The organism is Nostoc sp. 'Peltigera membranacea cyanobiont' 213 (genome assembly GCF_002245975.1).
In the GTDB taxonomy this organism is placed as follows: Bacteria; Cyanobacteriota; Cyanobacteriia; order Cyanobacteriales; family Nostocaceae; genus Nostoc.
In genome coordinates this window covers 1-25,458 of record NZ_NOLI01000094.1, presented here as the reverse complement: position 1 = coordinate 25,458, position 25,458 = coordinate 1, and the positions used below count along the sequence as shown (strand labels likewise).

Genomic DNA, 25,458 nt, shown 5'->3' with positions numbered 1-25,458 from the left:
GGGCTTTTTGCATCCACTCCAACGTAGTGTTATTTTGCTTCATCGCTAGTGTGTAGAGTTCTCAATAATTGCTCTGTAAGCTCTATCAATTCATATACAGAATTTTGTGTAAGTTCTGTAGTTTTGAAGCCATGAGCAATAGAATTACGTAATAGGAGTGCATTCATTAGTAACTGATACTCAAATTTTGAAATTACACCTTCAATTGCTAATTGCTTCACTAAGTAGAGTGGATCAAATCTTTCTAAACTTAACTCTTCCTTTTGGGCAATAAGTCTCAAAGTTGCTTCTACCAAAGACCAAGAATATAAGATAGCTGATTCTGGATGTTGCGTTGTAAGTTGCCTTGCTACTTCCAACTGTGATTCTATTTCATGTTCTTGAAGAGAACCTTCTGCTTTCAGAGAATACATTATATCCTCCGGGTTGGTCATTACTAAATTCAAATCTCCAACCAGGATGTTTTTCTACTGCTTTAGCTAAATTACCTAAGTATTGATTAGAAGAAGATTTAAGTGAGGAGCGTGACTTCACTTCAATAACTACGCTAGTAACCTACTAAGCACGAAAAAGACATCTATACCTCATAGTCTAGGCAAGATGTATTTACGTTGTCAATACACTTTGTTGTAAAAACCTACAGTTAGAATTCAGGACTGAATCTTGATGCGTGCCAGAACCTTAAAATACTTAGCTGTTTATTGTCTTCCTCAACCTGATAAATAATACCATACGACTTTAGGATTAACTTTTGAATGTTAGGTTAATCAAATTCCGATTCAAGAATGGTAATAAATTTCTGCTAAAAAAAGGGTTAAGGATGTAAAACAACCATAATTTACACCCAAACTCCTAAGTCCTAAATTTTATGCTTCTTCAGAATTTTCACTCTTACGTCCTGGAGATGCTTCGTAAAGTGCATCAAGATGTTGACGCGCATCTTCAACGTTAATCGAACGCATTACCAAAAGCGGCTCTTTAATTAAGTTGCCCGCGCTATCTAATAACTCTGGATGGGGTACAAACCGTTTCTTCGATGAATAATAACCGTAGTTACCTTGATTATTCATTGGCGAGGAATTCGTGGGGTAAGTTCGCTCCCGATCGAAACTGAACATAATCAGGTTACGAATTAAGTTGCCAACAGCCATAAATGCAAGGATTGTAAAAGCAAGAATGTAAAGCAGATGTAACATTGGATTTTCCTCCAGAACAGCAATTTTTAAAACTTTATTTTGTAATTCTTTATTTCGCCGATACTGTGAGTCACAGTTAAGACGAGCATTCTAAGCACTTCTTATGCGCTTACATCTATATGAAGCTATTTGTCAACCGTTATTCCACTTACGGTAGCATAGGATACATTATTTTGTTAATCTAAATAATGTTAAGAAATTGTTAAGCTTTTGGTACTATCTCTGTGATGACTGATTTAGCGTCTTTTCGTTAGATATTGCTAAGTAGTCTGCGGAAATTTAACAGATGCTCCCATCTATTTAGACTTCACGCCCTTGACGAAAGCGCATTGCGACATTCCAGCATTCAGTTACTAATTGATGCCAAGGCATTAATGTTGCCATATCAATCCCGACTTGTTTATCAGTAGCAGTAAATAGCATCTTTGCCGTACTTAGTTCATCTTGCGCTTGTTTAACACGTAAGAGCAAGTCAGATTGTTCTTGGTCACTCATAAATGATAACTGCTCAGTTTCGAGTAAATGGCGCGATCGCGTAAACCAATGCTGAAAATCTTCTAGCAGAGGTTCTAAAACCGTTTTCAGCAACTCAGTCCCTGGTAAATTTGAGTCTGACATAAATGAGAAGGATATTTCCAACTTTCTTAGCTAATATTAACGTTATTTACGTTTCTTAACATTATTTTTATTTATTTTCATCTCATAATTTTGAAAAACGTAACAAAATGTAACAAATAACACAGAATTTATTATATAGTCTTGCTATCTGGTTTGTACAGTTCCTTTAGTAAGTATCTATATATATCGATGGGAGGTAGCGGACACCTAGTTGCAATTTATCAGGTAACTTAGCGATGTCTACGACGCGCTACGCCTACGCCTCGAATCATGAATTTACCACTCAGCTAACTGATTAAAATTATCCCTGGCGAGAAATTAATTCGGGAGTTGGAAGATAAAGCTGAAAAAAGCAAAAACCAAAGTCGTTATAGTTGAGTAAGCCTACAGATTCAGATAAATCACCTTTTGTAATCACCTCGCCAACGGTTCAGCAGCCAATGTCGCCAAATTCATCAAATCAATCACAACAGTCAGAACAAGTTGAAAAAATCTATTTACCGCGTACCAGCGAATCGGAGAACTTAAAAAAGATTCGCCACACTGCTTCTCATGTAATGGCAATGGCGGTACAAAAGCTGTTTCCCAAGGCGCAAGTTACAATCGGCCCTTGGATTGAAAACGGTTTTTACTACGACTTCGATAGTCCAGAACCATTTAGCGAAAACGATCTCAAAGCCATCAAGAAAGAGATGGTGAAGATTATCAATCGCAAATTGCCAGTAATTCGGGAAGAAGTCAGCCGAGAAGAAGCCGCACGCCGGATTCAGGAAATTAAGGAATCTTACAAGCTAGAAATTCTGGCAGATATCAAAAACGAACCAATCACGATTTACCACCTGGGGAATGAATGGTGGGATTTGTGTGCGGGGCCTCATCTGGAAAATATCAGCGAATTAAACCCAAAAGCAATTGAATTAGAAAGTGTTGCGGGTGCTTATTGGCGTGGGGATGAAACTAAAGCCCAATTACAGCGCATCTACGCCACCGCTTGGGAAAGTCCAGAACAATTGGCTGAATATAAGCGACGCAAAGAAGAAGCGCTACGACGAGATCACCGGAAACTGGGTAAGGAACTGGGATTATTTATATTTTCCGATCTAGTAGGGCCGGGTTTACCTTTGTGGACACCAAAGGGTACTCTGTTGCGGAGTACTTTAGAAGACTTCCTGAAGCAAGAACAGGTAAAACGGGGTTATTTATCTGTAGTAACACCTCATATTGCCAGAGTAGATTTATTTAAAACCTCTGGACATTGGCAGAAATATAAAGAAGATATGTTCCCTTTAATGGCAGATGATGAGGAATCGGCTGCACAGGAACAAGGCTTTGTTATGAAGCCAATGAATTGCCCTTTCCATATCCAAATATATAAGAGTGAGTTACGCTCTTATCGAGAACTACCAATGCGACTAGCGGAATTTGGTACTGTTTACCGCTACGAACAATCAGGTGAATTGGGTGGTTTAACGCGGGTGCGCGGTTTTACTGTGGATGATTCTCACCTGTTCGTTACCCCAGAACAGCTAGATAGCGAATTCCTCAGTGTGGTGGATTTGATTTTGTCGGTGTTCAATAAGCTGCAACTGAAAAACTTTAAAGCTAGACTGAGTTTTCGCGATCCTGCTAGTGATAAGTACATCGGTTCAGATGAAGTTTGGGACAAAGCCGAAGGTGCAATTCGCCGTGCAGTTGAAACCTTGGGGATGGAACACTTTGAAGGAATTGGAGAAGCGGCTTTTTATGGGCCAAAACTTGACTTTATCTTTAGTGATGCCCTAGATCGGGAGTGGCAATTAGGAACTGTGCAAGTAGATTATAATTTACCTGAACGCTTTGAGTTGGAATACGTTGCCGAAGATGGGGTTCGCAAACGTCCAGTGATGATTCACCGTGCGCCTTTTGGTTCCCTAGAACGGTTGATTGGGATCTTAATTGAAGAATATGCGGGTGATTTCCCTTTATGGTTAGCGCCAGTGCAAGCTAGATTATTACCCGTGGGTGATACACAGCTAGACTTTGCTAAAGATGTGGTGGCGAAGATGCGTGCGTTGGGCATCCGTGCAGAAGTTGATACCAGTGGCGATCGCTTAGGTAAACAAATTCGCAACGCAGAGAAAGAAAAAATACCCGTGATGGCTGTTGTAGGAGCGAAGGAAGTGGAAACCAACACCTTGAGTATCCGTACCCGCGCCTCTGGGGAATTGGGAGTTATCCCTGTTGATGAGGTGGTGGATAAAATGAAAGATGCGATCGCTAAGTTCGAGAATTTCTAAAATCTAACCTTGAGAATTTCTAAAATATAACCCCAGACGCACACTAGTTATAATTGGTGTGCGTTTTGTCTAGCTGGTAGGTTTTGGTGAAGGTGCGATCGTAACGTATTTAATTATCAAAGACTCGTTAACGGAGTTCAGAGGTGGATTTATCCAGTTCAAATACTCACTTTAATTTTCACTTTTCATGGGATTTGGAAAGTCAGAAAGTATCACATACAACAAAAGTTTTCTCAATTACCGCACCCAATAAAACTTTCCGATTTATTCAAGACTGATAGCATAGATTTAAAGACTTGTGGAATCTGCTCTTCCTAAACAGACTGGACTTGCATCAATTAATGTCAATAATTTTTGACTAAACATTATGAACCGCTTTACCTCTATTTTGCTGGCTGGCTTGATAGCATCTGCATCAGCTTTAGCTATTTCTCCAAAAGCTGGGGCTAATACACCAGCGTCTTATCTTGCTGAGTTAGATAACTACAGCTATCAACGCAACGATGATGGTAACTACGAACGTCATAGTCGTCACTACAGAAATGGTGATTATGACCGCCAGAACGACCTTCGCAACGTTGGTAACAACGATCGCCGCAATGACCGCGACTATAATCGCCGCAATGACCGCGACTATAATCGCCGCAATGACCGCGACTATAATCGTCGTAATGACCGCGACTATAATCGCCGCAATGACCGCGACTATAATCGCCGTAATGACCGCGACTATAATCGCCGCAATGACCGCGATAATAACCTTCGCGACATTCGCGATCGTAACTTTCGTTTTGAGCGCGATCGCAACTGGGGACGTGGTTAATCCCTGTGCCAATCTATCAAGCTTAGTTCTAAGTGAACTGAGCATTGATTCTACTTGGCGGTAGGATTAGACACAATCTCTTTTTCCACTCATTCCAATATCTGACTTTTCACTCTTATCTAGAAAACGTCGCTTCTATTCCCTAGTAAGGAAGCTTGCTCAGGGGTTAACTTTAGCGTTAGCTTTTCTACATGACGTGAAAAGTCAGATTTTAATTAAATCAAGAAATTATTCTTAGAGGATGTTTTAAAAGTCCTCTGGTCGGTAGCAAAATCGTTGGAGATCCCCCTAAATCCCCCAATAAATTGGGGGACTTTTAGAGACTTTGCCCCCCTTTTTAACTACGGTGTACACACATCTCTGTACAAACCCAAAATCGTTGGAGATCCCCCTAAATCCCCCTTAAAAAGGGGGACTTTAATGAGACTTTTGCCCCCTTTTTAAGGGGGGTTGGGGGGATCAAAAGGCTCTGGGGCAACTCTATAAGACTTGTGTGTACACCGTAGCTTTTTAAGGGGAGCCAGCGCGGTCTTGGGGTTTCCCCAAGTGGAGCATCTGGCGTGTGGGGTGTAATGACTGTGGGAATTATAACTAATTATGCGAACTTGATATTTAGAGGCGTGGGAGCAGGGTGAGAGGAGGGAGTTAAAATTTGAAAGTTGAGCTTCTGAGGCTCAACTTTTTACTCTCCGGCTCCCTCATCAAAGAGAAACTATATGTAAATGCAGCTTTGTTAGGGACGAATAACAGTTAATGAAAAGACTAGACCGTAATTTGGCTAAACCATTTAAGACAATTTTTACTCAACACCGCGTACTTTGGGCTGTTTTACTCCTTAGTGCAGCACTGGTGCTAACGTTAGCGCTATCGCTTTCTCAAGGAGCAGTACCTTTAAGTATGTCGGAATTTTGGCAAGCCATACTCCACAAAGGCGATCCGGTTAAACAGACAATTCTCTGGGATTTGCGTCTCCCGCGCATTACGGCGGCTCTCATTGTCGGCGCAGCTTTGGGAATGTCAGGAGCATTACTGCAAGGAATGTTACGTAATAGTCTTGCCGATCCATTTATTCTGGGGATTTCTGCGGGTGCTGGATTAGTTGTGATTCTGATGATTGTCTGGCAAATATTCCCGATCGCAATTCCTTTAGCTGCGTGGATAGGAGCAATTTTGACTTCTGCGATCGTTATTTTGCTCGGTCGCGCGGGGTCGGGAATTTCGGTTGAGCGGTTAATTTTAGGCGGAGTGGCAGTGAGTTCTTTATTTGGCGCTGTACAAACTACATTACTGCTTTTAGCTGAAGACGGTCAAATTCAAATTGCACTGAGTTGGCTGGTTGGTAGTCTCAATGGACGCGGTTGGCAAGAAATTTCGACGGCTGGCCCTTACATTATTGTTGCATTAATCGGGGGATGTTTACTGGCGCGATCGGTTAATGTGCTGGCTTTGGGAGATGATTTGGCTGTGGGTTTGGGGGTTTCGTTGACGCGATCGCGCCTGTTAATTGGTGGTGTCGCCACTCTCTTAGCCGCAGGTGCAGTCAGCATCAGTGGCTTGATTGGATTTGTTGGTCTTGTTGTCCCTCACGGTGTCCGTCTCATAGTTGGTACAGATCATCGCTTTGTTTTGCCACTTTCTGCCCTTGCAGGTGCTTGGTTACTAACTTTTGCAGATTTACTCTCTAGATTAGGAGCAGTTGAACTACCAGTAGGTTCCGTCACCGCGTTGCTGGGTTCACCGTTATTTATCTGGTTACTTTATCGTCGTTCTGCTGGATTTAATAAATTTTGAGTCCCTTGTCTATGTTTAAATAGACGAGGTATTTTTTATTTGAGGCAATGCCTAATATCATGTCCTCTATATTGCATATCTACACATTTATTTATGAATCCAAAGATAGTTTCTTGGATTCATAAATGTTTCAATTATTTACTTGCATTTATGCCAATTACACCCACAATTATTAAGGCGATTGACAAAAGTTTGATAAGTGTGGCAGATTCCCGAAACCAAATGATACCAATTATCGCAATCAGGACAGTTCCTAATCCAGCCCAGACGGAATAAGCCACACTTACTTCAATTCTCTTGAGAGCAAGGGTCAAACAACTAAAACAAAGTCCATAGAAAATAAATATTAAGACTGAAGGGACTATTTTAGTAAATCCTTCTGATAGCTTCATACAAGTTGTGCCTGAAACCTCAAAAAGGATTGCGGCGATAAGGTATATCCAACTGCTTGACATATCTTTTGTGAGGGTTTTGTTAACAGTCTTTTATTATCTCTAGGAAAGCAACAAAATACAACAGGCTTTTTTAATATTATTAATTAAGGAAATACCTTAATTATGATAAATCCATCTCTTCTACTTGATTAGTAAATCGAACTTATACTCAATATCAATGAGTTGTAAAATCCTATATTAATCATATTTTATTTTTAAAAAAATATAAGTATCTGTAGGGTGTGTTAGACGGAACGTCGTAACGCACCATAAGCTTTGGAGGGTGCGTTACGCTACGCTAACGCACCCTACATGGATTTAAAAAATCAAATACTAGGAAGTCTGAAGCGAAATCTGAAGATAAAGGTGTAATCAAGAGCGAATTCCACTACGGTAAATTCCAACGTGTAATTCCTTTACCTGCCCGGATTCAAAATACGAATGTCACAGCAGATTATAAAGATGGCATCTTGAACCTGACGCTACCCAAAGCTGAAGAAGAAAAGAACAAAGTTGTCAAAGTTAATCTAGCACGATCTAGCTAATTTCCTCATATCTGCTAGCTATTGATTAAACCAAATAAAAAGCGCTCTCCAAAAGGGAGCGCTTTTTAGTGTGAATTACTTAGCCCATAAAGCTTTCTTAGGAAAGTGCAAAATTTGAAATCTTCTAGAGTGTGTTATTGCCGAAAGTCCGGCATTACCTCAGATTTGAGGTGCGCTAGAACGAATGTTCTAATGCACCCGGCAAAACTTGCTCTTTCTTAAATCCACCTTTCTTAACTTAACCGTTAAGCTCATCTTCTTGATGGGTTTGGATTACACAGTCAGAAGTGGGCTTGGCAACGCAGGTAAGAACCCATCCTGCATCTATTTGATCGTCGTCTAAGAAGTTTTGATCCGATTGGTCAACAGTACCTGAAATCAGCTTACCGGCGCAGGTTGAGCAAGAACCTGCGTTACAGGAGTAAGGCAAGTCCATCTCATTTTCTTCGTTAGCAATCTCTAGAATGTAATCATCATCAGAAACTTCAATTGTTTTTTCTTCATCTGGAGTCTTTAATGTGACTTTATAAGTTGCCATGTAACAATCCCTAGTTAAATGTGAACTACATTGTTGATCCTACGGGTTTATGTGCTACTAGTCTAGAGTTAAATGTGGTAGATAAAAAGAGAGAGTGGGGAGTGGGGTAATACAGAATCTTCTAGATTCTTAAGGGGTTAGTGGGGCCAAAAACTCTCTACTGAAATCATAGAGACAAAAATGTTGCGATCGCTTCTGCAAATCCCTCAAATGAACTATAATTCCTGGACACGATGGAAACATTCATACCCAACTTCCGCGCATTAGCAGTTGTATAAGGGCCAAAACATGCAATAATGCAACGCTCATAATCGCTTTGCGAGTTGACCATTGTCAAAAAGCTTTCTACTTCTGCTGTACTACTAAAGGCGATGACATCGATTATTCCTTGACGCATTAAGTTTAATTCAATACCGTAGATGCTTTTGTCTAAGCCCTGCGTGATATATGTGGGTACGCGAGTTACTTCTATACCTAATTTCTGCAAATCTGTAATCAAATTGGGTACGATATCAGGTTCAGGCAAACCAACAACTTCTGGGGCAGGGATCAGCACTTTTTTTTCGTGAATTTGCGGAAGTTTCGCTAATTCTGCCACAATTCCGGCTGGGCTAGATTCTGTTGGGATTAAATCAACCTTGCCACAAAAAGACAATAAGCTTTCTGCGTCTTTTCCTAAAGCACATAATTGACATTTTTGCACTATAGATACAGGAATATCTAAATCATTCATCCGGTGAAAAAATGCAGTGATGCCATTTCTACTTGTGAAGAGAATCCAATCAAAATCGGCTATCTGGTTTAGAGCAATATCTAACTTAGTGTAGTTAGATGAATAGCAGGTTTCGACAGTAGGCATTAAAACAGGTAAACCACCTTGTTTAATGATTTGTTCAGATAACCTGTAAGCATAATTTCTCGGTGCTGTTAATAAAATTCTCTTGCCATATAGAGGTAAGTCTTTAGATGGAGTGAGCAGGTTAATTTCTGTTGATTGAGCGTGCATTTGTTTATCTGTCATTTTATTTGCGATCGTTGCAATCCGCAGATCCTCGACTTCTTTAAGAAGTTGAGGATCTCGTTCCTGTTGTTTCTGTGCGTTTGATTCCGAATTGCTATATAAACCTAGCCATTTTTCTAGGGTGAATTCTCCCCATTTTTCCGATGTCATCTGTGTTGATAAAACGGCACGATATGAATATCTAAGAACGTTTGCACAAAAATCTTATGTCTTCATTACTGGCTTTGTCCAACAGTTTAGCTGACACCGTAGAAGAAGCTGGGAGTGCTGTAGTTGCAGTTAATGCAGGTACTCGTGTTTCTCCAAGTGGCATTCACTGGCGGAATGGCATCATTGTTACCTCTGATGAGTCGATCCAGCGCTATGACGACATTACTGTTACTCTATCAAATGGTCACACTGCACCAGTAACACTCATCGGTCATGACTCTAGCACTGATATTGCTGTTTTTAAACTAGAAAATGTAGAAACACCTGTGGCAAAAATTGGCGATACTAAAACGCTGAAAGTCGGTCATCTGGTACTAGGACTGGCAAGAGGTAGCGAAGGTGATTTAAGGGCGGCGATGGGTGCGGTGAGCGTGGTTAGTGGTGCTTGGCGAAGTATGAGTGGCGGAAATATTGACCAATTCATCCGCCCAGATATCACCCTTTACTCTGGTTTTGCAGGCGGGCCGCTGGTAGATGCTGCTGGTTTTGTAGTGGGGATGAATACATCGGGGCGGCGTGGCGTTGCTTTGACAATTCCTACTGCTACAGTCGATCGCGTGGTTGACGAATTAGTAGCAAAAGGACGCATTTCAAAAGGCTACTTGGGTGTGGGAATGCAACCTGTACGTTTACCAAAGAACCTGAAAACTTCTCTGAATTTAACTTCTGCAACTGGGGTAATTGTCGTTAATGTTGAGACTTCCGGGCCTGCTGAAAATGCAGGTGTGCTGCTTGGTGATGTTTTGGTAACGTTCGATGGCGTAACTGTGGGCGATACAGGTGATGTGCTAGCGCTGCTTAATAATAGCGATCGCATTGGTAAAGCTATCAACGTGCAAATTGTCCGGGGTGGAGTGTTAATTGAGTTAGCGATCGCAGTTGGCGAAAGACCTACCAAGGAGGAATAATCTCCATTTGGAATGGATTTTACTAGCTGTGTCAGATTTATCTAAATTTTCTATTCATTTGAGCTTCTGAACTCGGAACTTCGACCTTTTTACTCGAACGTTGAGCTTCTGAACTCGGAACTTCGACCTTTTTGCTCGGACGTTGAGCTTCTGAACTCGGAACTCCGACCTTTTTGCTCGGACGTTGAGCTTCTGAACTCGGAACTTCGACCTTTTTACTCGGACGTTGAGCTTCTGAACTCGGAACTTCGACCTTTTTGCTCGGACGTTGAGCTTTTGAACTCGGAACTGTCAGAATTTTCTTTCCAAAGTTGGGTTGACTAATATCTTGCAACAGTCTCAATTATTCCAACCCGACTAAAAACTATTGTCAGCCCACTAATTCTACTTTGACATGCGGGAAAATTGTATAAAATGGCAAACACAACATTAACTAACATCACTGCTGAATTGACAGAGGTAGCTGATAAACTACGCCTACACACTGTGAAAGTGAAAAGCGGCTCTCTGGGAGTTGGTTCTGGTGTAATTTGGCAATCTGACGGACTAATTATTACTAATGCCCATGTCGCAACTAGCAACCGTGCAACTGTGGAATTGGCAGACGGAAGGGTATTTGATGCGGTGCGAACACAATTCGATCCACAGCAGGATTTAGCAGCCCTGAAAATTGTCGCCACTGATTTAACTGCTGCAACCATTGGCAATTCGGAAGCGCTGCGAGTTGGTGAATTAGTTTTGGCGGTGGGTAATCCCTTTGCTGAAACTGGTGCTGTGACAACTGGAATTATCTATGGAAATAATTCACAGGCTGTAATGGCTGATTTGCAATTGTATCCTGGAAATTCTGGGGGGCCGCTTGCCGACTGTCTCGGTCGAGTCGTGGGAATTAACACTATGATTGTTAATGGTTTAGCTGTAGCGGTTCCCAGCAAGACTGTTGAGCGTTTTTTACAGAAAAATAATCGTCCGCAACTAGGAGTTACACTACAACCCGTGCTTTTAAGTAGGCGTAGCTTGGGTTTACTAGTATTGTCAATTTTACCTGGCAGTGCGGCGGAAACTGCTGGCGTGCAAGTTGGCGATATTTTAATTGGAGTTGCGGGGCGATTATTCACTAGTGTGAATGATTTAAGTAAATATCTCCATGACAGTAAAGGATCTGTGCCGCTACAACTCTTACGCGGTAAGCAGCAATTTGTGATTTACCTTGAGGTGCATTCTGGAAAAACTGCTGTGGAGGCAACATGATCCGAGTGATGGTAGTTGCCACTTCCCCTGTAGTGCGGGCAGGGTTATCAGCTGTGGTGACTACCAATCCTCGGCTGACGGTTGTGGGGAGTGCATCTGATTTGGATGTATTGGTAAGGGAAATTGAGCAATTATCACCAGATGTAGTGCTGGTAGATTTGAGTAGCAATCTTCAACAATCGGTGTGGGAGAAGTTGCTGCTGATTCAAGAAAAGCAATACCCATTAGGAACGATCGTCATTGTTGAAGAACTCGACAGCATCGATTTAGAGACGGCATTACGTTCTGGTATCCGAGGGATATTGCCCAGTACTAGCACTGAGTTAGAAATTGTCGCGGCTGTGGAGGCGATCGCTTTTGGTTTAGTAGTGCTGCACCCGGATGCTGTAGAATTACTGTCTATCCGGGAAAAAGTGGTAACGAATCCCGTACAAAGCTTGACACCACGGGAGATAGAGGTTTTAGGAATGCTTGGTTCTGGATTGGGGAATAAAGCGATCGCTAAACGCTTACATATTTCTGAGCATACCGTCAAATTTCATCTCTCATCGATTTTTCAAAAGCTCAGTGTCTCCAGCCGCACCGAGGCTGTTGCTGTGGGTGTCAGACTGGGTTTGATTCTGCTGTGATCTTTCGTCACTAGAATCTGATGGAATAAAATATGCATTATCCAGAACCCTTATAGAGATGTAGCAGTGTTACGTCTCTACATTCTTTGTCTAATCAAATGATGACATACAGCCTTCAATGAGGTCATGGTGTATGTATCACATTTGATTTATCACCTATATGAACATTTTAATGCTCTCTTCCACCTTTCCCTACCCACCAACGCGCGGGGGAACCCAAGTCAGGACATTTAATTTACTTAAGTATCTGAGTCAACGCCATACTATTACCCTAGTGACTCAACGCGAGGGCGATGTTACAGACGCAGAAGTAGCAGGATTACGCGATTGTGTCGATCGTCTAGCCATTTTTGAACGCCCGCCAGATTCGGGAACCACCGGAATATTGAAGAAAATACAGCGCTTTGGGAGATTTTTGCAACAGGGCACACCGCCAAGCGTACTTAATCGCTACTCAGTAGAGATGCAAACATGGATTGATAACTGGGTGGAAGCGGGGAAATGTGATGTAATTACCTGCGAACATAGCGTCAATGAAATTTATGTGCAGCCACATTTTCAGAAACAGCTAAAAACCATAGTTAATGTTCACAGTTCTGTTTATGCTACCTGTCGTAACCAACTAGCAACCAGCATTTCAGAAAACTCCCTTAGAGACAAAATTAATCTCCCACTTTTGCGACTTTATGAGCAAAACTACTGTGCTAAGTTTTCGGCAATTGTCGCGACAACAGAAGAAGATAAAATTCAACTACAAGAGTTTAACCCCAATAGTGAAATTACTGTTATTCCTAATGGCGTAGATTTAGTTCCTTTCCCCAACCGGATCGCCGATCCGGGTGGAAATCGCTTAATTTTCATTGGTGCAATGGATAATTTGGCAAATATTGATGCTGTCTGCTTTTTCAGTAATGAAGTATTGCCAGAAATCCAAAAACTTTATCCTAATACAACTTTTGATATTGTTGGTTCTCATCCAGTACCAGAAGTTTTAGCACTTGATAACAAACCAGGAGTTAATGTGATTGGGCGTGTGCCTTCGATGGTTGAATACTTACATAAATCTACCATCTGTGTTGTACCTATGCGGACTGGGTTTGGGATCAAAAATAAAACTTTAGAAGCAATGGCTGCTGGTGTACCGATAGTGGCTAGCGATCGCGGCTTAGAAGGATTAGCTGTAGATGTTGCTAGTCAACCATTACGCGCATTACGAGCGAATAAACCAGCAGAGTACATCACCGCTATTAGTCAACTATTCGATCGTCCAAATCTGCGTTCAGAATTGTCTCACAACGGCAGACAATTAGTAGAAACAGAATTCACTTGGAATATAGCTGGTAAAAGCTATGAACAAGTTTGTCTTGGGAGAACCCTATGCGTCTAGATAAATTCTAATTACCATCTGGGACAAATGTGTGCAGAGACGTTGTAATGCAACGTCTCTATATCGGTAGTGCAAATTATCTTATCTAAATCAGGTTGGTTGTTAATTAGCTTGTAAAGAAACACATCAATTATTGTCAAACTTAGTTGAAGCACCTAACACAAGTAGTTTCTTCTGCTTACGTTTATTCTTATTTTTGAGAGTAGTCAAATAATTATCAACGTAGCGAAAAGCAGCTGCACCATCATAATCAGCAATAGCTATAGCCTGTAAGAAAACCTTGGAAGGAATTTCAAACGCTAAAAATTTTTCTGTTAAAATCAACAAATCTTTATCTGTAGCGGGAAAAGTAGTTTCTTCTGTCTCTTCTGGCTCAAAGAAGATATCTTCAATTAATGCTCTGTACACTTTGTACCTCCCCAAATGCATAAGATGCAAAGCCTGTGATAAAGTTTAGCTGCTGATCGCGAGTTTGTAAGTTAACCGGGAGTTCAGTACCAGGACATCCTATTTCCCGTAAAATCTCCAAACAATAGGCACTGAGTTGAGTATATGGAGCTTGCTCCAATTCTTGAGCTACCTCTAGAGCCATCTCCAGATTGACTTGGATAAACGTCGTTACAGGGTTGGTCATAAACACGCCCTAATAAACTGGATGCTCTAAGTTTTGATCGCAAATACGAATAGCGTAACGGTGTTTTTGCGGAATTTATGAAGAGGAGAAAATAAAATATCAGCGCATTTGCGGTAATGTATCCGAAATTATGCAAACAAGGCTCAAAGTTTAGCAATATCTATCTGGGTGCGATCGCTGTACTACAAAACGTTGGCGTACCCTTTTGGGGAAGGAAGTGTCAAAGACAAGCGATCGCTCTACCCAAATAAAGTATAAATACTTACGATCTTACAATTCGTACAAAATAAATGTCAATACATCCCCTATTTTGTGCCTTCACAACTTGCTTACTTATGTTACGTGTAATCTCTAAATCTGTTTACTATATTTTTACCGATCCCCTCACCGACTAAGATGTTAAAGCAATTTATCAGTTTTTGTCTTCACATTAAACACATATTTTATTCATTAAATAATATTATCTGTAGTGTGCATTATCTCTTCATTTATTGAAAAAGTAAACTTTTATAACTTATACATTGACATAGAAACCAATATAGCCAGCTAGGGGTTTCCATGCTTCCAATTAGATTTTTTGATTACCTTTTGTTGATACTTGGATTGCCTATGCTTCTGAAGCAACAAAAGGCTGAAACTACCTATAGACGTTGATTTACGAGACTAGTGTTCTATACAATGCCTAAATCTTAATTTTATTGGTTCTCGATTTGTATGGCACAATAATGCATTTTTTAAACCCTGAATTGTTATGTATTTTTCTTTTGCCAGAGATATAAAACAGGGTTAAGTATGTTTATGGTGATTTCATCATAAATTTATAATTCATCTCATTGTAATATGCGAATATTACAACGATCAAATAAATTTGATCTGCCAAACTATCCAGAACTATCAAGGTTATATATTATGTCCATTATTACGGGTACTCCTAACAATGACTTTTTGTTGGGAACTAGTGGTGACGATCAGATTTCTGGTCGTGGAGGCAATGATAATATCTCCGCAGGTCTTGGAGATGATGTCATTGATGGTGGAGATGGCGACGATACGTTGGCAGGTAATGGCGGCAATGATACATTCAAGGGCGGCCGAGGTAACGATAGCATTGATGGCGGAGATGGCTTTGATACCGCAGACTACAGCAACTTAGGCAAAAGCGTCACCCTGTCAGGTGTCGGAACAATCACAAAAGCTGGCGGATTTGGCAAAGACCAACTCTTGAAAGTAGAAAGGGTAGTTGCTGATGTTACTGTTGCCAACAACACTATAGATGCTTCCGGATCTTTGCCTGGGGTAGCTGCTGTTGCCGACCTAGAAGCCCAAACCATCTCTGCTCTTAATGTTCCTGGTTTGGGGACATTGACATTTAATGTAGTTAACTTTGACAACGTTATCGGTACTGTTAACAATGACAGCATTAAGGGCGACGGCCAAAATAACCAATTAACTGGTCTGGCTGGTAATGACGTAATTGATGGTAGAGGTGGTAACGACCTAATTGATGGTGGAGATGGCAATGACACGTTATTCGGTGGTACTGGTGATGACACATTTAAGGGTGGTCAGGGTTACGACAGCATTGACGGTGGGGATGGCTTTGATACCGCAGACTATAGCAAACTAGGTCAAACCATTACCCTCTCAGGAGTAGGGACAGTTACTAAAGCTGGTGGATTGGGGCAAGACCAACTCTTGAAAGTAGACAAAGTTGTTGCTGATGCTAAAGTTGCCAACAACACTATAGATGCTTCCGGATCTTTGTCTGGAGTAGCTGCTGTTGCCGACCTAGAAGCCCAAACCATCTCTGCTCTGAACGTTCCTGGTTTAGGAACATTGACATTTAATGTAGTCAACTTTGACAACGTTATCGGCACAATTAACGATGACAGCATAAAGGGTGACGGTCAAAAGAATCAATTAACTGGTCTTGCTGGTAATGACCTGATTGATGGTAGGGGTGGCAACGACCTAATTGATGGTGGAGATGGCAATGACACGTTGTTAGGTGGTTATGGTGATGACACCTTTAAGGGTGGTCAGGGTTATGACAGCATTGATGGTGGAGTTGGTACAGATACCGCAGACTACGGCAAACTGGGTCAAACTATTACCCTCTCAGGAGTAGGGACAGTTACCAAAGCTGGTGGATTGGGACAAGACCAACTCTTGAATGTAGAAAAGATTATTGCCGATGCTAGTGTTCTCAACAACACTATAGATGCTTCCGCATCTTTAGCCGGTGTATCTATCACAGTTAATCTACAAAGCCAAACTTTGACAGCCAATAATGTTCCTGGTTTGGGGACATTGCCATTTACTGTAGTTAACTTTGATGATGTCATCGGCACAAATGCAGGTGACAGCATTACTGGCGATAGCCAAAATAATAAATTAACAGGCAATGGTGGCAATGACACATTTAGGGGCAGTCGCGGTAACGACAGCATTGATGGTGGAGATGGCTTTGATACCGTAGACTACAGCAGCTTAGGCAAAAAAATTACCCTCTCAGGTGTAGGGACAATTATTAAAGCTGGCGGTTTCGGAACAGATACAGTCTTTAAAGTAGATAAGGTAATTGCTGATGCCAGTGTTGCTAACAACACTATAGATGCGTCTCAATCCTTGTCTGGGGTACCTGCCATTGCTGACCTACAAGCCCAAACTATCTCTGCTCTTAATGTTCCTGGTTTGGGAACATTAACATTTAATGTAGTCAACTTTGCCAATGTCATCGGTACTGTTAACAATGACAGCATAAAGGGTGACGGACAAAATAACCAATTAACTGGTCTGGCTGGTGATGACCTGATTGATGGTAGAGATGGTAATGACCTGATTGATGGTGGACTGGGTAATGACACCTTGATAGGTGGTGCAGGCGATGATACCTTCAAGGGCAGTAAAGGTAACGACAGCATTGATGGTGGAGTTGGTACAGATACCGCAGACTACAGCAAGCTAGGTAAAGCCATCACCCTATCAGGTGTAGGACAAATCACTAAAGCTGGTGGCTTCGGAACAGACACAGTTTTTAAAGTAGAAACAGTTATTGCTGATGCTAGCGTTGCCAATAACACCATAGATTCCTCACAATCTGTTGCTGGTGTATCTATCAGCGCTAACTTACAGGAACAAACTATCTCTGCCCTTAACGTTCCTAGTTTGGGGACAATAACATTTAATGTACTCAACTTTGATAATCTCATCGGTACAAATGCAGGTGACAGCATTACTGGTGATAGCCAAAATAACCGATTAGAAGGTGGCTTCGGTAATGACACTATCTCCGGTGGCTTCGGTAATGACACCATCATAGGTGGACAAGGCGCTGACATTCTCACTGGTGGCTCTGGTGCAGATAAGTTTGTTTTCAACAGTTTTAATGATGGTATTGACACCATTACAGATTACAACTTTGGTCAAAGCGACGTAATCCAAGTTTCTAAAGCAGGCTTTGGTACTAACAATCTTAGTAACTTCTCCTACAACTCATTGAACGGTGACTTGTCTTTCTTAGGAAATCAATTCGCTTCCATTCAAAATTTATCATCCGATCTAACTATTCAGTTGGTCTAAAGTTACTGCGAGTTACAACTCCATAACAAGTTAAAGCTTTTTCAAGTTTGTTGTGGAATTACTATCTAGTAGTCAATCAACAACAGATTCAGCATGGTATAGACACAAGTAATTGTGTCTGTACCCATGCTAAAGTTGTGTGGCAAAAATGATGTTAGATTGGTAAAAATATTAATTGTATCAACTTTTAATAGCCAGCAATCAAAAAGTTTTTGCAACATAACCATTAAACACAGTAGTTAGTTTAGCTCTCTCAATGAGAGCAATATATTGCCTCATCCTGGGTGTTGAATTATTCCATTTTAATGATATTATTTTTTTAGCAATTCAAGAGCAAGCCTTGTGGTATTCTATGATAAATAAACTATTTAAATTCTCTGTTAAATACTTACCAGCAATTACAGCTATAATAACGATTCTTCCATTACCAGTTAAAGCAGCTACATTCTTAGTAACTGAACGCGCTGTTTTAGGAGGAACCGATCTAGTTAATTGGGGAAGTTTAGGTAAAGTATTCAATCCCTCTGCTCCTGATTTTTCTGTCTTTTTACCTAACTCTTTTTCAGTAACATCCCAAGGTGGTTTAGGGTTGGATATAAATATAGCTCCAACGAATAATCCTCGTGTTACTCCACCGTTTGTCTTTCAAACTTTACCTTCCCCTGGAATTCGCAGTAACTTTGCTCCAGGCGATTTTATTCTCTTTGGAGGTATAGATCCAACAGGTTTTATTCCTCTTCCTCCTGGTACTCCCGATCCTGGTACTCAGGGAAACGGTGAGCCTTTGACCATTAGTTTTGCCCAGCCTGTTCTTGGCGCTGGGACTCAAATAGCTATAGACACTAGTAAATTAAAAGTTGAAACTTTTCTCAACGCTTTTGATAGCAACAATAACCTTTTGGGTAGTTTTTCAGTTCCAAATATTTCGTCCTTAGCATTAGATAATTCGGCAGTGTTCTTGGGGATTCGTAGCGACACTCCAAACATCTCACGGCTGGTTTTTAGCAGTTCTGCTCCCCAATTCGGCTTGGCCATCAATCAGGTAAGCATTCTTGCAGTTCCCGAATCGACTTACACCTTGGCGATATTAGCTTTTGGTGTTTCAGGTGCTGTTTTGAAACTACGTCAACGCACTTGGCCAAATAATTACTAAAATTACTAAATTAGTAATTGAAGAGGGTACAGCAGCCCGCACCAAAGTCTCTGATTGGGTGGTCTGCAAAACACTCTATATAAGACAATGCGCGTAGGGAGGGGTTGCGGACTTGGTTTCTTGCATCGCTATCGGTGATGAGTCCAGAACCAAGGATATTTCTGAATAATAAATTACCGGGTCAGTTATAAGAGTCCTTTTCCCAGTAGGGAATCAGAGCTACTCAATTGCTTTATCGGGTAATTTATTTTCCGGAAATCACCTAACACTGATTGTAATTGATAATGACGTTTGCAAGATTCGCTAACATCATTATCAATTAGGAATTATTTTGACACTACCACGGTGTCGAAATAACTCATGATTGAAGAAGTTTGAAGTTTCAGACATACTCCGACTTCTGTCAGAAGTATGTTCCACACAATTTTTATCTTTAATCTAATTAAAGTCAATGTCATACAAAGAACTAGAACACATCATAGAAGCTAAGATACAAAAAGCTATACGGAAGCACGAGATTGTAGTTGCTTTTATTAGTAGTATTACTGGCTTAATTTTTATAATGGGTTTGTTTCACGCTATTTCGCTCAACCACGCTCAAATTCACGCATTTTGCTTGAACTGATTGCCGATCGCACTCAATGAATCTTTACGATCGAGCATTCCATGCTGTGCATATAACCAATCCAAGTTACACATATTTTTTATAAAAGGGAATTGCACTATGGAGAGCAAAAATCATAGCAGACCCATATTTGTCTTATTTTTGACTGTATTTATAGACTTGCTGGGCTTCGGAATTATTCTACCGATACTGCCTTTGTATGCTGAACAATTCGGCGCAAACCCGAATGAAGCCACTCTGCTTGTAGCGATTTATTCTTTAATGCAGTTCTTATTTGCACCATTATGGGGCAGATTTAGCGATCGCTACGGTCGTCGTCCAATTTTATTACTGACTCTATTTGGTTCTGTAATTGCATACGCAGGCTTAAGCTTTGCCAATTCATTATGGATGTTGTTTCTGGCTCGTAGTCTTGCGGGGATGATGGCAGGAAATATTAGTACCGCTCAGGCGTACATTGCAGATATTACCACACCAGTTAATCGGGCGCGTGGTATGGGCATAATCGGAGCAGCTTTTGGTCTTGGCTTCATTCTCGGCCCAGCGATTGGAGGTCTGCTGATTGGGTCAGATCCAAACAACGCTAACTTTCATCTACCATCCTTGTTCGCAGGTGGATTTTCTTTATTAGCGTTGCTTTGTGCTTTGATATTACTTCCAGAATCTCTAAATTCTGAAACTAAAGCCAAAATCCAAGTTCATCGCCACCGTCAGCGACGGCTGAACTTACTACAACTGTCACAGCGTCCACAGTTTTGTGTGCTTGTAGGCATTTACTTTTTAGTAACCTTTGCGGTTGCAGCTATGGACTCTACATTGGCTTTATGGTCTAAGCAGCAATTAAACTGGGGCCCTCAACAAACTAGTTATCTTTTTGCTTTCATGGGGATTGTCAGCACAATAATTCAAGGAGGACTAATCGGATTCCTCAAGAAACATTTTGGCGAAATCAAGTTACTTATCTTGGGAATATTAGGGTTAGGTTTAGGATTACTACTAATTGGATTTTCACAAAGCTTAATTTTGTTGTTGGTCGCTACTACACTTGTGGCATTAGGAATTAGTATTAGCCAACCAATATTGAATAGTCTAATTTCCCAGATGACAGCCCCAGAAGAGCAAGGGCAAATATTAGGAATTGCCAGTTCTTGCTCTGCCTTAGCACGCATCTGTGGGCCAACATGGGCAGGAGTTAGTTTTATGAAATTTGGGATTTATGCTCCTTTTTTAAGTGGAGCTTTAGTAATGCTAGTCGCTTTGACTCTTAGTTTTCGAGTGACTAAAAATGTATATGAAGTCAAGACAGAGCGTATCGCCTGACAATCTAGTACAACAAGGCAAAAGTAAAAAGAAAGAACGCTGATTTTGTAGGATGTCTAGCGATTTTAAATGGGTGGCTTATTTCCGCCGTGACGTACAAGGTCTTAATTAAGAATTAAGAATTACGAATTACGAATTACGAATTACGAATTAATATGACAGGTCGCCGAGTATTATTTTTAGGCATTTTTATAAGCATCCTCCTCACCTATGCAATTTGGATTGGTGGGAGCATTCCTGCAAGTATCATCAAACTTCCTGACCAAGGATTAAACTGGTACTATTGGAAGCTTCCCCAACCGACTTTTTGGAGTCGAGCGACGGCTTGGGGTATGTACCTTGGACATCAGTTTAGCATCTGGGCGTGTATCTTGTGGGCGCAGCGATCGCAGTTGAAATACAAATCAGCATTGCACCCGATTAATTACCTCATGCTTGCCATTAACGGTGCATTCATCGCTTTACACTTTCTCCAGACCTATATTTGGTACGATGCTTTAGCTCAAGATACTTCAATTTGGGCATCTCAAGGTGCAGTTGTCCTCCTACTGGTGTTCGTACTGATTTTAGAAACGCCTCGACGCGGTTTGTTTTTTGGCAATTCTGTGCCATTCCATCAACAGTTTTTGCAAATTATCAAGCTGTACCACGGCTACTTTTTCTCCTTCGCCGCCATCTACACCTTCTGGTATCATCCAATGGAAGCGACTGTGGGGCACTTAATTGGTTTTCTCTATATGTTCTTGCTTCTGCTGCAATCGTCGTTGATCTTTAACCGCGCTCATACAAACCGTTGGTGGACGTTCTCTTTGGAAATTACGGTGGTTTTACATAGTGTGATTGTGTCGTTGATGCTGGGACAAAGCAAGTGGCCAACATTTCTCTTTGGTTTTCTTGGCATTCTCGTGCTGACTCAACTCCACGGTTTACCTGTGGGTATCTGGACTAAACGTACTATCTACGGAGCCTTTTTAATGAGTGTACTCGCCGTTTATGGACTGACTGAACGCGGCTTGGGCAGAATTTATGAAGTAACCTATATTCCTTTGATTGAGTTTGGACTGGTTGGCGCAATTTACTTAATCTTTCTGCTCATCTTATGGACAATTTCTCGTTTACCTGTCAAAACGTAATATTATGTTAGCGTTGTAACTCGTTGAACTCCAGCAAGCTGAATTGTGAAATGAGGTAAAATATTAACTCATCTGGGTTGTTTTAGATAAATTTTAAAGAATTGAAATATTATTCAAGTGACCATAATTATGTCCTTTATTATCACGTTGTATAGGAGAAGAAGCATTATGCTTTGAAAGAATTGATTCTGCCCAATTATTAAGACTTCTATCGGAAATCCAATATTCAAATTCATGTAGAGAATACACAATGGGCGGTATATTCAATCCCATACGAGAGCAATAGTCAGTTTGCTTTGCCATCTCTTCAAATACTGTAGATGCAGCAATACTGTCATAAAAAGTCAAAATAAGAGGGATCACTGGCTTATCGTGAAGATTTAAAACTTTTACTGTGTTGCCAATTTGCTCAAATGCAGAATGAATTCGGCACCAAACATCAGCAAGTTTATCAGCATGAAAATAGGCGCTTGTATCGGCAGACATAATACTACTTTTGCATTCTAATACGATATATGAATTTAAAGTTTCAATGAGAAAATCAGCACGCTTATCTTTGCTAGAGGTAGAATTTTTGACTTCGGTAATTCTCTGAAAAGAATTAGGAATAATAAAAGGAAGAAGTGTATTTTCAAGATAATCCTCGAATGAGCGACTTAATAATCCTTCTAACCTTTTCCTAGTACTATCCTCGAAAACAAGACCTCTAATCTGATTCCAACAAGATTCAGAAAAAGAGAAAGGATCTGGCAAACAGAATCTTTCACTATTCAATTTAATAAAAGGAACTTCTAGAAAATAATTGTAAAATAGAGGTTGATAATAATCAGGAACACTATTAAGTGTTTTATTGATTCTATTACGAAATGAATTATCAGCTTCCGAGGAGAAAAGCTCACTATTTTGCTTAACAAATATTTTTATATTTTCTGGGTTAATACCTTGTTTTTGAACTTCATCATCTATATCGAGAAATTGAGAAAAATCCCAAAATCCTTTTCCATTATAAAAATTGCCAAACACTATTAAGCAACCTATAATTTGTTTAAAGTAATTTATTGGACTTAGTTTTGTGCGTTCTAAAAAATCATCTAAGAATTTTTTATCGGAATGTTTATCCAGTAGCTCAATAAATTTTATCGTTCGATGTATGCGAGCAACTGGGTATCCTAAACCTGCATTCTGAAAAGCTACTAGCCTTTGTAAGAATAAACCAGCTACATGAGTGCGAATTACTTCTAAATCAAAAATATTACTCAATTTTAACGACCAATTACGTGCTATTTTCTCATGATCAATTTCCCATTTTTGGATAGAACTTAATAGGGCTTCTGCTTCTTTATCAAGAATACGTTTGTCTGAAATGGTATGATGTTCCCAACTATGGTAAGCATTAATTAAGCTGTCAAACGTCTCAACACTAATATCCCCATGCCGATGAGGATTACCTGCACTAGCTAGTAACATGAGTCGGACAGCATAATTGCGTTCAGTATTACTATGCAACCAATCTAAAGGATCTGAGTATTTTTTCGGTTCCCACTTTTGCCAGCATTTCTTAGCTCCAATCTCTAGAATGGATGTTGAGTTGTAGCGGCGAATAAACTCACGTAGCTCAGAAAAACTTTTGAAATCCATTTGTAGTGAAAGAGCAGCAAGCTAAGATTGGACGTAGCAAGATTAATATTATGATACCATATCAGCCTTAACTAAACATTAGACATTTCCATAAATTAATTATGCGTTGCCTAAAATTCTTGTTAAGCACAATTCATGAATTGTGCTTACTTCATTTTCGGTAATATCTATTAAAAAACTAACAATTTTACTCACCACTACTAATGTTTTTTTGCTGTTGATAACGCTGTTTAAACTGCTGTTGCTGTACTTTATGATCCACGATTGGGTCGGGATAACCAACAGCATGACGTTCTAAAGGTGGAATTTTCCCAGTAACTAAATATTCTGTATCTACAGACCGCAATTCTGACACCCATTGCCGAATATATTCTCCCTCTGGATCGAATTTTTGTGTTTGACTAGCTGGATTGAAAATCCGCACAGGTTTAGGGTCCATGCCGCTAGAAGCACTCCATTGCCAACCGCCATTATTAGCAGATAAATCCCCGTCAATCAACTTCTGCATAAAGTATTTTTCTCCCAATTGGGGATTAATTAGTAAGTCTTTGGTGAGAAAACTAGCAACAATCATTCGACAACGGTTGTGCATCCAGCCGCTTTCGTTTAACTGGCGCATTGCTGCATCTACAATGGGGTAGCCAGTTCTTCCTTCACACCAAGCTTGGAAATGTTCTTCATTAGTTTCCCAAGGAAAGTTCTTAAAGGTGTCGCGAAAAGCACCATCAGCTAATTCCGGGAAGTTATACATTGCGTGTTGATAAAATTCCCGCCAAGCTAATTCTTGTTGCCACGTGCGAATATTAACTGCTGTTTCTTCACTACGACTATTTCCTAGCGCTTCTATAGTGGCTTGCCAAACGGTGCGAATGCCAATTACGCCAAATTTTAAAGCTGCACTCAGTTGCGATGTGCCGTCAACTGCGGGGAAATTTCGTTGTTCTTGGTATTCAACAATAGCTTTATAAGTAAATACTTCTAATCGTTCTTGCGCCGCTGCTTCTCCCGGTGCAATAATTAATGGTTCATCCCAAATAAACCCTAAATCTTTTGCTGAAGGTAATGCGATCGCTCCTGCAAGTTTTGCAGTTTTCTGTTCAGCTTCCGTTAACCCCTCAACATTTTGTAGTGTTTCAACTGGGTTCGCTTTCGGTTTGGTAATCCAATTTTTCCAGAAGGGTGTGTAAACAGTGTAAGGACTATTACCACCGGTGCGGATCTCATCTGGAGAGTTGAGGATTTGATCCCAGTTTTGCTTAAGGAACTCAATGCCTTTTTCTTTGAGGGAATTTATAATATTGCGATCGCGTTCTTGAGAATAAGGTTCTACATCCCAATTCCAAAAAACAGCTTTGGCATTTAATGCCTCTGCTAAAGCTGGTATTGCTTGTACGGGATTAGCGTGGAGTATTAATAACTGGCTACCAACTTCAGCATATCGCTCTTGGAGTTTCTGCAAACAGCCAATCATATAAGTTACTCTCACCGGAGCAACATCATCCCGTTCCAGAATGTGCGGATCGAGGCAAAACACGCCCACCACCTTCGGACTCTGCTGTTTTGCCGCAGCCAGTCCCGTATTGTCAGAAATGCGTAAATCGCGCCGATGCCAAAACAGAATTAAGTCAGACATTCTATGCTGCATATAGTTCACCCGTACTAGCTTAGATGCTAGTGGTACCAATGAACATCATTCTGGCGATAAATTTCTTTTGTTGATGGGTTAACGGAAGCTGAACAGAAAAC

24 protein-coding genes and 1 pseudogene are annotated in these 25,458 nt (G+C 40.6%); 13 read left to right on the top strand and 12 right to left on the bottom strand.

Annotation, left to right across the window (positions count from 1 at the left end; all coding sequences use genetic code 11):
* Window positions 1–29: 29 nt before the first annotated feature.
* The 4 genes from CDG77_RS22720 to CDG77_RS22710 all read right to left on the bottom strand — a co-directional run bounded on the left by CDG77_RS22720 (window position 30) and on the right by CDG77_RS22710 (window position 1,814).
* A complete protein-coding gene (locus CDG77_RS22720) occupies window positions 30–413 on the bottom strand; it encodes a hypothetical protein (RefSeq protein WP_219852066.1) in 384 nt (127 codons plus the stop codon).
* Window positions 373–534, bottom strand: coding sequence for a hypothetical protein (locus tag CDG77_RS39140; RefSeq protein ID WP_219852068.1), 162 nt, complete (start codon window positions 532–534; stop codon window positions 373–375). The genes CDG77_RS22720 and CDG77_RS39140 overlap by 41 nt, the downstream gene beginning before the upstream one ends.
* 332 nt (window positions 535–866) lie before the next feature.
* A complete protein-coding gene (locus tag CDG77_RS22715; RefSeq protein WP_181154329.1) occupies window positions 867–1,196 on the bottom strand; it encodes a DUF2973 domain-containing protein in 330 nt (109 codons plus the stop codon).
* Between the two features lie 300 nt (window positions 1,197–1,496).
* On the bottom strand, window positions 1,497–1,814 hold the full coding sequence (locus CDG77_RS22710; protein WP_094331633.1) for a DUF2605 domain-containing protein: 318 nt from the start codon (window positions 1,812–1,814) through the stop codon (window positions 1,497–1,499).
* 440 nt (window positions 1,815–2,254) lie between these two features.
* Between CDG77_RS22710 and thrS the strand changes: the two genes are divergently transcribed.
* From thrS to CDG77_RS22695, 3 genes are all read left to right on the top strand, one after another.
* Window positions 2,255–4,090, top strand: a complete 1,836-nt coding sequence (gene thrS, locus CDG77_RS22705; RefSeq protein WP_094331632.1) for a threonine--tRNA ligase — start codon at window positions 2,255–2,257, stop codon at window positions 4,088–4,090.
* A 367-nt stretch (window positions 4,091–4,457) separates the two neighbouring features.
* Complete coding sequence (locus CDG77_RS22700; RefSeq protein WP_223269922.1) at window positions 4,458–4,913, top strand: hypothetical protein; 456 nt, start codon at window positions 4,458–4,460, stop codon at window positions 4,911–4,913.
* Between the two features lie 753 nt (window positions 4,914–5,666).
* Window positions 5,667–6,704: a FecCD family ABC transporter permease gene (locus CDG77_RS22695; protein ID WP_094331630.1), complete on the top strand. Its 1,038-nt coding sequence runs from the start codon at window positions 5,667–5,669 to the stop codon at window positions 6,702–6,704.
* 134 nt (window positions 6,705–6,838) lie between these two features.
* Here the strand turns inward: CDG77_RS22695 and CDG77_RS22690 are convergent, their stop codons facing one another.
* Window positions 6,839–7,159: a DMT family transporter gene (locus CDG77_RS22690; protein ID WP_094331629.1), complete on the bottom strand. Its 321-nt coding sequence runs from the start codon at window positions 7,157–7,159 to the stop codon at window positions 6,839–6,841.
* 305 nt (window positions 7,160–7,464) lie between these two features.
* Between CDG77_RS22690 and CDG77_RS22685 the strand changes: the two are divergent.
* Window positions 7,465–7,683 (top strand): annotated as a pseudogene (locus CDG77_RS22685) (Hsp20/alpha crystallin family protein); the annotation flags it as partial.
* A 238-nt stretch (window positions 7,684–7,921) separates the two neighbouring features.
* Here CDG77_RS22685 and CDG77_RS22680 read toward each other — a convergent pair.
* Together CDG77_RS22680 and CDG77_RS22675 are read right to left on the bottom strand one after the other, a co-directional pair.
* A complete protein-coding gene (locus CDG77_RS22680) occupies window positions 7,922–8,221 on the bottom strand; it encodes a ferredoxin (RefSeq protein ID WP_094331628.1) in 300 nt (99 codons plus the stop codon).
* Window positions 8,222–8,387: 166 nt separating this feature from the next.
* A complete protein-coding gene (locus CDG77_RS22675; RefSeq protein WP_094331639.1) occupies window positions 8,388–9,227 on the bottom strand; it encodes a uroporphyrinogen-III synthase in 840 nt (279 codons plus the stop codon).
* Between the two features lie 221 nt (window positions 9,228–9,448).
* Here CDG77_RS22675 and CDG77_RS22670 point away from each other — a divergent pair, with 221 nt between their 5' ends.
* A complete protein-coding gene (locus tag CDG77_RS22670; RefSeq protein ID WP_094331627.1) occupies window positions 9,449–10,360 on the top strand; it encodes a S1C family serine protease in 912 nt (303 codons plus the stop codon).
* A 37-nt stretch (window positions 10,361–10,397) separates the two neighbouring features.
* On the opposite strand, the gene CDG77_RS22665 is transcribed toward CDG77_RS22670, so the two are convergent.
* Window positions 10,398–10,703, bottom strand: a complete 306-nt coding sequence (locus CDG77_RS22665; protein ID WP_143857075.1) for a hypothetical protein — start codon at window positions 10,701–10,703, stop codon at window positions 10,398–10,400.
* A 71-nt stretch (window positions 10,704–10,774) separates the two neighbouring features.
* On the opposite strand from CDG77_RS22665, the gene CDG77_RS22660 reads away from it, so the two are divergent.
* From CDG77_RS22660 to CDG77_RS22650, 3 genes are all read left to right on the top strand, one after another.
* Window positions 10,775–11,611 (top strand): S1C family serine protease, encoded by an 837-nt coding sequence (locus CDG77_RS22660; RefSeq protein ID WP_094331625.1) that lies wholly within the window; start codon window positions 10,775–10,777, stop codon window positions 11,609–11,611.
* A complete protein-coding gene (locus tag CDG77_RS22655; protein WP_094331624.1) occupies window positions 11,608–12,240 on the top strand; it encodes a response regulator transcription factor in 633 nt (210 codons plus the stop codon). The genes CDG77_RS22660 and CDG77_RS22655 overlap by 4 nt, the downstream gene beginning before the upstream one ends.
* 160 nt (window positions 12,241–12,400) lie before the next feature.
* Window positions 12,401–13,627 carry a glycosyltransferase family 4 protein gene (locus CDG77_RS22650; RefSeq protein ID WP_094331623.1) on the top strand — a complete coding sequence of 409 codons (1,227 nt, stop codon included), beginning with the start codon at window positions 12,401–12,403 and terminating at the stop codon, window positions 13,625–13,627.
* A 126-nt stretch (window positions 13,628–13,753) separates the two neighbouring features.
* Here the strand turns inward: CDG77_RS22650 and CDG77_RS22645 are convergent, their stop codons facing one another.
* Complete coding sequence (locus tag CDG77_RS22645; protein ID WP_094331622.1) at window positions 13,754–14,035, bottom strand: hypothetical protein; 282 nt, start codon at window positions 14,033–14,035, stop codon at window positions 13,754–13,756.
* A complete protein-coding gene (locus CDG77_RS22640) occupies window positions 14,016–14,261 on the bottom strand; it encodes a hypothetical protein (RefSeq protein WP_094331621.1) in 246 nt (81 codons plus the stop codon). Before CDG77_RS22640 ends, CDG77_RS22645 begins: the two co-directional genes overlap by 20 nt.
* Window positions 14,262–14,377: 116 nt before the next feature.
* Between CDG77_RS22640 and CDG77_RS38625 the strand changes: the two genes are divergently transcribed.
* The 5 genes from CDG77_RS38625 to CDG77_RS22620 all read left to right on the top strand — a co-directional run bounded on the left by CDG77_RS38625 (window position 14,378) and on the right by CDG77_RS22620 (window position 22,074).
* Window positions 14,378–14,512: a hypothetical protein gene (locus CDG77_RS38625; protein ID WP_258169666.1), complete on the top strand. Its 135-nt coding sequence runs from the start codon at window positions 14,378–14,380 to the stop codon at window positions 14,510–14,512.
* Window positions 14,513–15,170: 658 nt separating this feature from the next.
* A complete protein-coding gene (locus CDG77_RS22635; RefSeq protein ID WP_094331620.1) occupies window positions 15,171–17,843 on the top strand; it encodes a beta strand repeat-containing protein in 2,673 nt (890 codons plus the stop codon).
* Between the two features lie 352 nt (window positions 17,844–18,195).
* The gene (locus tag CDG77_RS22630) at window positions 18,196–18,996 is read left to right on the top strand and encodes a hypothetical protein (protein ID WP_094331638.1); all 801 of its coding nucleotides are present in this window, start codon (window positions 18,196–18,198) and stop codon (window positions 18,994–18,996) included.
* 724 nt (window positions 18,997–19,720) lie between these two features.
* The gene (locus CDG77_RS22625; RefSeq protein ID WP_094331619.1) at window positions 19,721–20,941 is read left to right on the top strand and encodes an MFS transporter; all 1,221 of its coding nucleotides are present in this window, start codon (window positions 19,721–19,723) and stop codon (window positions 20,939–20,941) included.
* A 155-nt stretch (window positions 20,942–21,096) separates the two neighbouring features.
* A complete protein-coding gene (locus CDG77_RS22620; RefSeq protein ID WP_094331618.1) occupies window positions 21,097–22,074 on the top strand; it encodes a hypothetical protein in 978 nt (325 codons plus the stop codon).
* Between the two features lie 93 nt (window positions 22,075–22,167).
* Here the strand turns inward: CDG77_RS22620 and CDG77_RS22615 are convergent, their stop codons facing one another.
* Together CDG77_RS22615 and CDG77_RS22610 are read right to left on the bottom strand one after the other, a co-directional pair.
* On the bottom strand, window positions 22,168–23,712 hold the full coding sequence (locus CDG77_RS22615; RefSeq protein ID WP_094331617.1) for a hypothetical protein: 1,545 nt from the start codon (window positions 23,710–23,712) through the stop codon (window positions 22,168–22,170).
* A gap of 187 nt (window positions 23,713–23,899) precedes the next feature.
* On the bottom strand, window positions 23,900–25,345 hold the full coding sequence (locus CDG77_RS22610; RefSeq protein ID WP_094331616.1) for a deoxyribodipyrimidine photo-lyase, 8-HDF type: 1,446 nt from the start codon (window positions 25,343–25,345) through the stop codon (window positions 23,900–23,902).
* Window positions 25,346–25,458 lie beyond the last annotated feature (113 nt).